The sequence below is a fragment of the Mycobacterium sp. NGS15 genome, assembly GCF_059813245.1.
Genome location: NZ_JCALEF010000003.1, coordinates 556,608 through 568,120, shown reverse-complemented (window position 1 = coordinate 568,120; position 11,513 = coordinate 556,608). Strand labels below are relative to the sequence as shown.

The window sequence follows — 11,513 nt, the reverse complement described above, 5'->3', positions numbered from 1 at the left end:
CATTTCCAGGGTATTCCGACAGGAGGTTGATCGCCGTGAAAGGTATTCCCACTGCGAGGCTTGCAGCAGCCGACGACCTGGTGGAGTTTCTCGAGGATCAGCATGTCACGATTCGTGATTTGTTCGACTCTGCACTGTCGCCTGAAAAGGGCATCGACCCAGAGAGTTTCGGCCGTCTACGTGGGCTCATCGCAGTGCACGAAACCGCCGAAGAGGTGATCGTTCACCCACGGATCCGGAGTCTCTCCGATACGGGACGGGCCATCGCCAACACACGTTTAGCCGAGGAGCTGGCGCTGAATCGTGAGCTCGAGCAGTTGGAGTCAATGACGCTCGGAAGTCCGGAATTCGTCGTTGGGCTCGCCGCGGTGCGATCGGCGATGCTAGAACACTGCAGACTCGAAGAGGAACAGGAATTTCCTTTGCTCTCAGGAGAACTCGCGCCCGAAGAGGGACGCAGAATAGGTCTTACCGTCGGGATGTCCGAATGGGTCGCTCCCCCGCCGGAACGGCCACGCGCCGAATCCACGATCGCGGGCCCCGCGCTCGGTCCTTTCGCCGAAATCGCCCACAGGGTCAGGGATATTTTGATGGCGGTTTGATCAGTAGTAACCGGGGTACGTCCACGGTGTGAATTCAATTTGGCTTGAGGGCAGTTCGGGCTTGACGTCGCAAACATCACTGGCGGCCATGGACACCGCACATAAGTTCGACGTCGCGGTGGTCGGCGCGGGTATCACTGGCCTCACGACGGCACTTCTCCTGGCACGCGCGGGGCTTGAGGTGATCGTGTTAGAAGCCCGGAGTGCTGGAGCGGGAGCGACGGGCAACTCCACGGGAAAGATCAGTGCTTTGCAAGGCACCAAGCTGTCCCGCATTACCCAACGACACGGTCAGGCCGTTGCGCGCGCCTACACCGCAGGAAACTCCGAGGGGCGCGACTGGTTGCTGAGGTATTGCGACGAACACGGTGTGCCAACACAGGTCCATGACGCGTACAGCTATGCGCAGACGCGTGACGGGGTCGACACGGCGCGCGGCGAATGGAATGCGTGCTTGCAAGCCGGGCTGCCTGTGCGGTGGGAAGAAACCGCTGACTGCCCATTCCCTTTCCGTGGTGGTGTCTGCCTTCCCGACCAAGCGCAGATCGACCCGGCGCTCCTGATACAAAATTTGGTCGCCGAGCTCTCGCAGCACGGATCACATTTCTTCAGCGGGGCGCGGGTGCGGTCGGTTTCGGCTGGTAAACCGCTTTCGATCAGTGGTAGTTATGTAAATGGTCAGAGCACAGGACAATTCACAGTAAGTGCGCAACGCTGCGTGCTTGCCACCGGCGCGCCGATTCTGGACCGCGGTGGATTTTTTGCCAGGTTGTCCGCCCACCGGTCGTACTGCATGTCGTTCGACGTTCCGGGTTCTCTGACCCGGTCGATGTACCTATCGGTCGACGCACCATCGCGATCCATACGCTATGCGCCGTTCTCGACGGGTGAACAACTCATCGTGGGCGGTGCGGGCCACCCGGTGGGGAATCCGGAAAAGGCGGCAGACGCGTTACACGAGCTAGCGGATTGGGTGGACACCTACTATCCCGGTGCTGCCCGGACGCATAGCTGGGCCGCCCAGGACTATGCAACGATCAGCGGTCTCCCGTACGCGGGGCCACTGCTGCCGGGGGGCCGGCGGATCTACCTTGCCACTGGTTACGACAAATGGGGCATCACCAACGGCGTTGCCGCATCGCTGGCGCTTTCCTCACAGATGCTCGGCGGGCGAATGGACTGGGCACACGCATTTGCCAGTTGGAGCATCCATGACCTGCGCGCCATACCGGCAGCGTTGCGGCTCGGCGGCCGGGTGGCGCGGGAATCCGCGACAGGCTGGGCGCAGGCCATTCTGGGGAAGGCCATTCCGGGGTCTCGCCGCCGGCATGCGCCGGTCTGCACTCATTTGGGCGGCATCACAACCTGGAACGAAGCGGAGAGCGTCTGGGAGTGCCCCTTGCATGGCTCGTGCTTCGACTCGAACGGTTCTGTCCTATGGGGTCCGGCGACGGAGGGGCTCGATTGCCCTTCCCGGCCGATCTAACCCGGAAGGGTCTCCCCACCGAGCGGCGCGAGCACTTCCCCGGTGTAGTACGAGGAGAGCTGGTTGGCGGCGAAGAACACAAACGACGGCGCGATCTCGTCGGGTTCTGCCGGTCGCCCCATAGGGGTATCACTGCCGAACGACCGCCGTTTCTCGGGCGGGAATGTCGCTGGAATCAAGGGGGTCCACACCGGCCCCGGGGCGACGCAATTAACTCGGATCCTGCGCTTCTGAAGTGATTGTGCGAGAGCGTAGGTGAACGCGATGACCGCACCTTTGGTCGCCGAATAGTCAATCAGAGTCTTGTTTCCCCGTAAGCCATTGACGGAGGCTGTGTTGATGATGGAGGAACCGTCCGGCAGGAAGTTCAGGGCCGCCTTGGTGACGTGAAAGAAGCTGTCGATATTCACCGCGAAGGTGTGCCGCCACTGTTCGTCGGTTATCTCGGTGAGGCTATTCGCCGGGGACTGATATGCGGCGTTGTTGACGAGAATATCGAGTCCACCCAGTTGTTCAGCGCTCTGCGCCACGATGTTTCGGCAGTGCTGGGGGTCTGCGAGATCGCCCGGCAGGCATACTGCGGCGCGGCCCGTTCGCTCGGCCAGTGCGGCCGTATAGGCGGCATCTTCGTGTTCGGACAGATACGACACGGCCACGTCGGCGCCCTCTTTCGCAAAGGCCAGGGCGACCGCTCGGCCGATCCCCGAGTCGCCGCCGGTGATCAATGCCCGCAGCCCGGTCAACAGCTCCCTTCCCCGGTACCGGCTCATCTCATCGGCGGGTGGACGGGCCATGTCCTCGGTATGCCCCGGGTATTCAGTCATTGCCGCAAAGTTCCATCGAGTTCAACATGACGGGCTACTACCCGTTTCCTGGTGCCGAAAACCCGCATTCCTCGCTGTCTCTCACAACTTTTCCGCGCGGCGGATCAGTTGGTACGTAGCCTTGTCCAGAATGGCCTCGGCTGCGTCGGTTTCCCTATGTGCTGCCCGATGTTCCGCCCGTCGCACCGCCGCCGCGATCGTCCGACCGTGCTTGTAGCTCAGTACAACTCTGGGGTCCACGTAAGACTCGCGAGCCACTGCTGCGGTGTTGCCTAGTTCCGTACCAACTTCTTTCATTACCTGGGATATCGCTTTTGTGGACTGTCTTCGGGTGGTGGCGGGCGGTGCCTCCGAGAATCCGACGGCCGCCCGCACCGTCGCATGCCACGTGCGTAGATCTTTGACGCTGAACTCGTCTCCTACCAAACTCCTGAAATGGTCGTTCAGGTCACCGGAGTGGACCTCTGAATATCCAGAACCATTGTGGTACTGCAAGAGTCGATGTGACCCGTCGTTGACGCGCAGCAGTGCGCGGATTGCCCGCGCTGCCTTTTCGTCAGCGATCTCGAAATGTTGCTGGACACCACTTTTGGCCGGATAGTCGAAAATTGCCATCGTCCCGCGCACCAGTACATGTTCGGGAAGTAGTGTCGCCACACCGTAGGAATCGTTGTCATCCGCGTATTCGTCACCGCCGGAGCGAAAATGGCCGTGATCCAGCAGTCGCAGGCCTAACGCGAGGACTCGTCGCCGTGCGGCACCCCGCATATCGAGATCTTCATCGACCTGTGCGCGCAGATCAGGCAGGCGGCGCGAAAGATCCAGCACCCTGTCGAACTTCTCCTCGGCGCGCTCGTGTTGCCAGGCCTCGTGGTACAGGTACTGCCGTCGTCCCGCAGCGTCTCGGCCCATCGCCTGGATATGACCATTGGTATGCGGGCTGATCCACACCTGCTTCCATGCAGGTGGAATGACGAGTGAACCGATCCGGCGCAGTGCCCTCTCATCGGCCAACAGGTCCCCGTCGGCGGTGTAGTACGCGAACCCCTTGCCGCATCGCCGTCGGGAGATTCCCGGTCCGTCGGGCACACTTCGGCGTAAACGCATGACACCCTCCCAACGAGTCGGGTAGGGCATTACCCGCTGCGGGGTAGCTTTACACCGAGCGGCTACTTGCCGGTGCGCTCACGGTGCTTACAGCCAGGCCAGCAGCAGGGGCGGCGCTTGCCCTCTTCGAGCTCCTCTTGGGTCCGGCGAATACGGCGCTCCCGAGTGGCCTCTTGCTTCGCGTCCTCGACCCAGCAGATGAATTCGTTGCGCCCTAACGGCGTGATGTCCTGCCACAGGGCCAAGGCCGTGGGGTTCTCGATCAGTGCCGTGCGTAGATCGGCAGGCAGCGTGTGTACCACGCCCCCGGCTATCTTCGGGCTGCTCACGGCGCTGGACTGCTCGGCGCAGCGCCGTCCGGAGCAGGGCCGGTCGGAGCCGGACCGGTTGGCTCATAGCCGGGCGGCGGAGGACCCGTCAACGGGGCGTACCCCGGCGGCAGCGGCGGTGCCGAAGGTGCCGGCGCGTAGGGATCGCGTATGCGCCCCGGGTTGGAGGACTCCGGGGCATTGGTCGAGATATACCCCGGGGGCAGCTGCGGCGCGGGCCCCGCACCGGCCGGTCGTCCGGCGACACCTTCCGGTGTGTCCATCGGCCCGTCTTTGGCCTGGTGGTACAGGTCGCGGATGGTCCCCAACGGGCCTCCGGACCCCGAGCCGTACGAGGGGTTGGCGACCTCAGGAACCGAGGGCTGAGCAGGCGGCAGGGGTGCCGGGCCGACAGGTGCGGTCGGCGGGGCCGCTGCATCCGGGACCGACGGTCCGGGCGGGGGCCCCGGCGGCACAGGCTCCGCTCCGGCGGGAGTCGACAGGGATAGCGCGGCACCGGCGACGATCACGCCAGCGACGAACAGCTTGGCTGCGTCCATCGAGCCATCGTCGCATAGACGATCAGCAGCCGCTGGTCACTGCCGGTGCAACGCAGCGATGCCTTGATCGAGCGCGGCCTCCAGATAGGACAGATCACCGGTGGCGAGCATGATGCCGACGCCGCCCTGGATAGCGGCCAACAAGGCGGCAGCATCCCTGTCGGCGTCGATGGCCGCGGCAATCTCGCCCTGTAGCTGCATTGACCGGATACCCGCGCTGATCGCCTGATGCCATGTGGCGATGAGCCGCGCCGTCAGAGTCCGGGTACCAGGAGTGGTCCGTCCGATCTCGGACATGAGGACCGCGATGGGGCAGCTGGCGCCTTGCCTGCGGTAACGGTCCACTACGGCGTCGCGCCAGCGTTGCCACGCTGCCCAGGAAGTGAGCTCGCCGAGGTAGGGCTGCTGATCGTCGAGGACGGACTGGGACTCGAACGCGGCCACAGCGAGCAGTAGCTGATCCTTGCCGCCGGGAAAATAGTGGAACAGCTGACTCTTCGAAGTCTGGGTGCGTGCCATGACGTCGTCGAGCGTGACTATCGCGACACCGACGCTGCGTATTTCGGCTGCGGCGCCTTCGACGATCCGCTGGCGGGTGGCCCGGCCCTTTACCGTCAGATTCTGGACTTGTGGGTCCAATTCGAGCAGCGGAGCATCCGTACCCATGAAGCAAAAAGGTACGCGACTTTCCGGCCGTTCGGCTTTGGTTACCGGTTCCACAGGCGGTCTCGGGGTTGCCGTTGCCAAGGAACTCGCGGCAGAGGGGGCTTTTGTCGTCGTGAGCGGCCGCAGTCAATCTCGTGTCGACGGCGGCTGGGCCGCCGTCTGAAGGGGCCGGGTGTATCAAGACGAAGCTCCCCCCGATGGCTACCCCGCAGCGGTAGAGTCCCACGGCGTCGTCACCTGGGGCGACGCCAACGGACCTCTCACGGAATCGGTTCCCCTGACATGATCAGCAGACGTGGATTTTCCAAGGTGGCGCTCGCCGCCGCGGTCGGCGCAACCACCCTCGGGGCATGCTCGAACGGTGCCAGCGTCGACACGACGCGACCGCGCACACAGTTCCCGCCGCTCAAACAGATCGACGCGGGCGTGCTCAACGTCGGATACGTCGACGAAGGGCCTTCCGACGGACCACCGGTGATCCTGCTGCACGGCTGGCCCTATGACATTCACAGTTATCTCGACGTGGTCCCGCTGCTGACCGCCAAGGGTTTTCGGGTTGTGGTGCCATATCTGCGGGGATACGGCAGTACCCGGTTCAGGTCCGACGGCACCTTCCGCAATGGTCAACAGGCAGCGCTCGCCACCGATGTGATCGACCTCATGGACGCGCTGAAGATTCCGTCGGCGATCCTCGGTGGATTCGACTGGGGAGCCCGCAACGCCGATATCGTCGCCGCCATCTGGCCCGAGCGGGTGAAAGCGCTTGTGGCGGTCAGCGGTTACATCATTGTGAATCTGGACGCCAACCAGCAGCCACTGTCCCCGCAGGCGGAGCTGGGCTGGTGGTACCAGTACTACTTCTCCACCGACCGTGGTCTGCGCGGTTACCGGCAGAACACCCGCGACTTCAACAAGCTCATCTGGCACAACGCCTCTCCAACGTGGCACTTCGATGACACCACCTATGACCGTTCGGCCGCGGCCTTCGGCAACCCCGACCATGTCGACATCGTGATTCACAACTACCGGTGGCGGCTCGGGCTCGCCAAGGGCGAGCCGCGCTACGACGCCATCGAGGCCACATTGGCGGCCAAGCCGACCATCGGCGTTCCGGCCATCACGATCGGCAGCGATTTCGACGGGCCGGCTAAGGACGGGGCCACCTACCGGAAGATGTTCACCGGCAAGTACACCCATCGGATACTCGACGGAATCGGTCACAACGTCCCGCAAGAAGCGCCCCATGAGTTCGCCTCCGCGATCATCGATGCACACGCCCTTTAGGACTCTCCCCGAAGCCGCCCGCCTAGAATCGCAAGGGAACAGGCGAACAGGTAGGGAATGAACTCACTCGGAATGTCGATCGGGGCTACACAGCTGGTCGCCACCGACGGCACCGCTGACGGTGTTCCCGTCGTGCGGACCTCGATGCTCACCCTCCACGAGGACCGGCCCTCGGAGGTCGGTATCCCGAAGGAGCCTGGGCTGGCCCTCACTGGATTCGTGGATCGGATCGGGGACCCCGTCGGAATCGTCGGAGCCGACGGATCCCTGCACAGCGCCGATTGGGTCATGGCCGAAGCCATCCGGGTCATGATCGCGGACGCGGCCGTGGTGGCGAAATTCGACACTCCCCCGGCGCTCGCGGCCGCAATTCCGGCCCATTGGAGTGCTCGCTCCATCGCTGCTTTGCGCGCAGCCATCGACAAGGTGCCCGCCCTGGCTCCGGGCGGTAACGCGATGAAGCTGGTCCCCGACGCACGCGCCGCGTTGGAATGCGTGCGTGACCGCATCCCGGATCGCGGTGTCGTCGTTGTCTGCGATTTCGGTGGAACTGGTACCGGCATCACGCTTGCCGACGCCGCAAGCAATTTCGAGCTCATCGGCGAGACTGTTCGTCATCGCGACTTCTCCGGGCAGCGCATTGACCAGGAACTCTTGACGCAGGTTCTTGCGGGCCTCAGTCAGGATCCGGATGGAACGGCCTCGCTGGGTGCACTGACGCGCCTACGAGAGCGCTGCCGCGCGGCCAAGGAACACCTTTCGTCCGACGTCACGACCGTGGTTCCGGTCGAGCTGCCCGGCCTCACCGCCGACGTCCGGCTTACGCGCAGCGAATTGGAAGATCAGATACGGGAACCGCTTGCCGCGCTGATCACCGGAGTCCAAGAAACGCTGGAACGTAACAGCATTCCTGCCGCTAGCGTCAGCGCTGTCCTTACTGTCGGTGGTGGTTCGGGTATCCCGCTTGTCACCCAACAGCTTTCCGAGCGATTGCGATGCCCGATCATCGCTGCACCGCAGCCTCAGCTCGCGGCTGCGTTCGGAGCTGCAGTCATGGCTGGTCAACCGGACGAAACGCCGTCGCTCGAAGCAACCATGATGCGGCCGGTGCCCACGGGTGAGGAGACCGCCAAGAGCCCGGCATCCAAGCCCATAGACACCGTCGAGTCCGATGGTTTGGCCTGGTCAGAAGTCGATACCTCCCCGGAGCTGCAGGAGTACCAGGACTACTCGACGCCGGCAACCGATGCCCGGCCGGAGGTGACGTTCCGGCCCGGGCCGGCCGACTATCGTGACGCGGACCGGATGCGTTGGTTCCAGCGGCCGTTCCTCTGGTTCCTTGCCGCAGCGGTGTTCTCGGGGGCCATCTTCACGGCACTATTCATCGCGTGGCAGGACCGCGACGACGCTCCATCGCCGAGCAATCGGACATCAACCACGACGACAGTGACGACCGCACCGCATCCCTAGCGCCCCCAATGAGAGCCGCAAAACACGCATTCAGCGTTTCCGATCGTGTGAATCCTCTTTTAAGCCAGCCATTCTGAGCGATAAAGCAAGTATGGAAGGTGCGGTGTGCCTTTCCTTTTTCGTGTCGGCACTGTTGGATATCGGGATGGTGTCCTTGGAACAGCGGCCATGACCGGCGCCAAACGGTTTTGGGTAGCGCTCATGGTGGGAGTGACGGCCGGGGCGTTGACAGGGGTGTTATTGCAGCGCTGGCAAGTTGCGTTGCTCGCGGTGGTGATCATGACCGCTGCCGTCAACGTCGGGTGGGCGCTAACTGTGTTGTGGCCCATGGATTCCGGCCAAACACGTGCCCGCGCGAGCAGCGAGGACATGGACGACGAGCTCGGCGACTTGGCGATGCTGCTGATCCTGGTCGCCAGCCTGTCCGCAATCGGGATACTGCTGGTCTCCGCCAATGAAGAGGACAGGGGCGTCTACGCGGGGCTGTGCATCGGAGCCATCCTGACCGTGTGGGCGATGCTGCACACGATCTACGCCGCCCGATACGCGCGAATCTATTACCAGGGCATCGCCGGTGGTATCGACTTCAACTCCGAAGTCCCGCCTCGCTACGTCGACTTCTACTACTTTTCCTTCAACCTCGGCATGACCTATCAGGTCTCCGACACCGCAGTCACCGAGTCACATATCCGCGACGTGGTCTTGAAGCACTGCCTTTTCAGCTACATCTATGGCACCGTGATCATCGCGTGCACGATCAACCTGGTTATCAACCTCGTCGGCTAGGCCTAGGCGCTGCGCGCACGCTGATACCGTGCGGTATGAAAGTCGCGACTGCCGAACTCTGACTCAATTACGGTGAGGCGCTTGAAATAATGCCCGATGGCCAGCTCCTCGGTCATCCCCATGCCACCGTGCAGCTGGACGGCCTCCTGTCCTACGAGACGGGCGGCGCGTGAGATCGTTGCCTTGGCCGCCGATACCGCACGGGCGCGGCGCGGACCATCGAGGTTGAGAGAGGCCAAGTACGAGGCCGCGACCGCCTGCTCGACCTCAATATGCATGTTCACCATGCGGTGCTGCAACGCTTGGAAATTGGAGATCGCCACGCCGAACTGCCGACGTTGCTTGGTGTATTCGACTGTGTCGGCAAGTACCTTGCGCAGCATTCCTACCGCCTCGGCCACGGTGGCAGCCGTGGCTTCGTCGAGCGCCGCATCGATCAGCGGCCAGGCCTCGTCCACCTCCGAGACTCGTGCGGAATCCGGTACGCGTAGACCCGCCATCACGAGGTCGCTGGCATGGTGATCGTCGATTGTCCGATAGTGATGTACGGCGATTCCCTGGGGTGGGCTCGCGGGATCGAACGGTATCGCGAATAGCGTCAGTCCCCCGGTGTCTGCATCATCGCCAGAGGTACGAGCGGTGATGAGGAGATGGCTGGCGATCGGCGCGTCGCTCACCACGATCTTCTCGCCGTCGAGCACCCAGTCTTGCCCCTCGCGGCGGGCAGTTGTCTGCACCGAATGAAACGATTGCCCGGAAGTTGGTTCTAAAGCGGCGAATCCGGTCACCACATCGCCGGCCGCAATACCGCCAATGAGATCCCTGGCCAGGTCGCCGCTCGAGCGCCGGAGCAGGCCGCCGCCGAGCACCACCGTGCCGATGAAGGGCTCCACGACCAGGTGTTGTCCGAGCACTTCGGCGATGACAAGCACCTCTTCCGCGCCACCCCCCAGACCGCCACGGTCCTCAGGCAGTGGCGCGGCGAGGATGCCGAGCTCCTCGGCGAAGGACTTCCACACCTGCGGCTGCCAGCCGACATCCGAACGTGCCGCACGTCTGCTGGTATCCAGGGCGTAACGGTTGGACAGGAAATCCGAAACGGAGTTCTTCAGGAGCTGCTGTTCGTCGGTGAGGCTGAAATCCATGGTGATGTTCGCTCTTGTCTGTCAGAGGCCGAGTTGGGCCTTGGCGAGGATATTGCGTTGAATCTCGTTGGAACCCGCATAGATTGACCCCGCGCGGTCGTTGAAATAGTGCAGTGGTGCTACCGCCTGCCACAGCTCACCGCTGAGGTAGCCGTCGGCGGGCGGGGTGTACTCGACCACCGGACCGCCCGGCTTGGTGGCATGGGGCTGATACACGCGACCACGCGGACCCGCGGCCTCCAGCGTGAGCGTGGTCAAGTCCTGGGAAAGCTCGGTTCCAAGAATCTTCAGCATCGAGGATGCCGTGCCCGGATTACCACCCCCTGCGACGACCGCCAGCACGCGGTGCTCGAGAACTTCCAGGACGTCGATACGAATCGCAAGATCGGCGAGTTTGGCACTGAACAGGGGATCGTCTGCCAGGGTGCCATTCCCGGTGGGAACCGACTGGGCGGCCACACTCAGCTGGTCAAGGCCCACCTGCAGCATGGGAGCCACTGCCCCACCGCCGCGCTCGAACTCGAGCAGGTACTTGGCGACGGTCCATCCCTCGTCGATCTCACCGAGGACATTCGTCTTGGGAACTCGCACGTTATCGAAGAACACCACGTTCTGCACCTCCTCGCCCGAGCTCATCACCAGGGGCTTGACCTCGATTCCGGGCGAAGTGAAGTCGATGAGGAGGAAGGTGATACCGAGCTGCTTCTTCGGGCCCTTGGTGGTACGGACGAGGGCGAACATCCAATTCGCCTCGCGTGCATGGGTTGTCCAGATCTTGGAGCCGTTGAGGATCAAGTCATCACCGTCGGAGACCGCCGACATCTGCAGTGACGCCAGGTCCGAGCCGGACTCGGGCTCACTGTAACCCTGGCAAAAGAAGACCTCCCCCGTCAGAATGCCGGGCAGGAAGAAGTCCTTTTGTTCCTGCGTACCGAACTTGACGATTGCGTGCGCAACCATCCGGATTCCCATGGGCGACAATGCTGGTGCTCCGGCCAGGGTCGATTCGACCGCGAAGATGTAGTGCTGTGCGACGGTCCAGGGCTGACCGCCGTGTTTGATCGGCCAAGCCGGTGCCGCCCATCCCCTCTCATGAAGGATGGCCTGCCATTGCAGGCTCGCCTCGTGGTCGCTGTACACACTGGTTTGCAGGCGCCCTGCCGCGCGCAGATCCTCGGTGAGGTTCTTTTCCAGGAACTCTCGGACCTCCGAGCGGAATTGTTCTTCCTCTGCCGAGAAGGCCAGGTCCATGTGCACTCCGTTGTTCGAGGCTGT

Annotated in this window: 12 protein-coding genes and 1 pseudogene; 6 read left to right on the top strand and 7 right to left on the bottom strand. The window is 63.2% G+C overall.

Translation table 11 applies throughout. The annotated features are described in order from the left end of the window. The first annotated feature begins 35 nt into the window (after positions 1-35). Both AC5Y5C_RS10440 and AC5Y5C_RS10435 read left to right on the top strand, forming a co-directional pair. Positions 36-602, top strand: a complete 567-nt coding sequence (locus AC5Y5C_RS10440) for a hemerythrin domain-containing protein (protein ID WP_499971533.1) — start codon at positions 36-38, stop codon at positions 600-602. Between the two features lie 28 nt (positions 603-630). After that, positions 631-2,088, top strand: coding sequence for an FAD-dependent oxidoreductase (locus AC5Y5C_RS10435; RefSeq protein ID WP_499971530.1), 1,458 nt, complete (start codon positions 631-633; stop codon positions 2,086-2,088). Here the strand turns inward: AC5Y5C_RS10435 and AC5Y5C_RS10430 are convergent. The 5 genes from AC5Y5C_RS10430 to AC5Y5C_RS10410 all read right to left on the bottom strand — a co-directional run bounded on the left by AC5Y5C_RS10430 (position 2,085) and on the right by AC5Y5C_RS10410 (position 5,553). Then, on the bottom strand, positions 2,085-2,912 hold the full coding sequence (locus AC5Y5C_RS10430; RefSeq protein ID WP_499971526.1) for an SDR family oxidoreductase: 828 nt from the start codon (positions 2,910-2,912) through the stop codon (positions 2,085-2,087). The genes AC5Y5C_RS10435 and AC5Y5C_RS10430 overlap by 4 nt on opposite strands. Positions 2,913-2,993: 81 nt before the next feature. Further along, a complete protein-coding gene (locus tag AC5Y5C_RS10425; protein WP_499971525.1) occupies positions 2,994-4,019 on the bottom strand; it encodes a DNA topoisomerase IB in 1,026 nt (341 codons plus the stop codon). 62 nt (positions 4,020-4,081) lie between these two features. Further along, positions 4,082-4,309, bottom strand: coding sequence for a YdeI/OmpD-associated family protein (locus AC5Y5C_RS10420; protein ID WP_170915083.1), 228 nt, complete (start codon positions 4,307-4,309; stop codon positions 4,082-4,084). Positions 4,310-4,344: 35 nt separating this feature from the next. Beyond that, a complete protein-coding gene (locus AC5Y5C_RS10415; protein WP_499971523.1) occupies positions 4,345-4,887 on the bottom strand; it encodes a hypothetical protein in 543 nt (180 codons plus the stop codon). 36 nt (positions 4,888-4,923) lie between these two features. Next, positions 4,924-5,553 carry a TetR/AcrR family transcriptional regulator gene (locus AC5Y5C_RS10410; protein WP_499971521.1) on the bottom strand — a complete coding sequence of 210 codons (630 nt, stop codon included), beginning with the start codon at positions 5,551-5,553 and terminating at the stop codon, positions 4,924-4,926. Here AC5Y5C_RS10410 and AC5Y5C_RS10405 point away from each other — a divergent pair. The 4 genes and pseudogenes from AC5Y5C_RS10405 to AC5Y5C_RS10390 form a co-directional block, all read left to right on the top strand. Next, a pseudogene (locus tag AC5Y5C_RS10405) lies at positions 5,552-5,689 on the top strand (SDR family NAD(P)-dependent oxidoreductase); the annotation flags it as partial. The gene AC5Y5C_RS10410 and the pseudogene AC5Y5C_RS10405 sit on opposite strands and share 2 nt — an antisense overlap. 146 nt (positions 5,690-5,835) lie before the next feature. Further along, positions 5,836-6,837, top strand: a complete 1,002-nt coding sequence (locus tag AC5Y5C_RS10400; RefSeq protein ID WP_499971520.1) for an alpha/beta fold hydrolase — start codon at positions 5,836-5,838, stop codon at positions 6,835-6,837. Positions 6,838-6,894: 57 nt separating this feature from the next. Beyond that, positions 6,895-8,307, top strand: coding sequence for an Hsp70 family protein (locus AC5Y5C_RS10395; RefSeq protein ID WP_499971518.1), 1,413 nt, complete (start codon positions 6,895-6,897; stop codon positions 8,305-8,307). 168 nt (positions 8,308-8,475) lie between these two features. Beyond that, a complete protein-coding gene (locus tag AC5Y5C_RS10390; RefSeq protein WP_499971517.1) occupies positions 8,476-9,093 on the top strand; it encodes a DUF1345 domain-containing protein in 618 nt (205 codons plus the stop codon). Positions 9,094-9,095: 2 nt separating this feature from the next. On the opposite strand, the gene AC5Y5C_RS10385 is transcribed toward AC5Y5C_RS10390, so the two are convergent. Further along, positions 9,096-10,238: an acyl-CoA dehydrogenase family protein gene (locus AC5Y5C_RS10385; RefSeq protein WP_499971516.1), complete on the bottom strand. Its 1,143-nt coding sequence runs from the start codon at positions 10,236-10,238 to the stop codon at positions 9,096-9,098. Positions 10,239-10,259: 21 nt separating this feature from the next. Next, positions 10,260-11,489, bottom strand: a complete 1,230-nt coding sequence (locus tag AC5Y5C_RS10380) for an acyl-CoA dehydrogenase family protein (RefSeq protein WP_499971515.1) — start codon at positions 11,487-11,489, stop codon at positions 10,260-10,262. Positions 11,490-11,513: the final 24 nt, after the last annotated feature.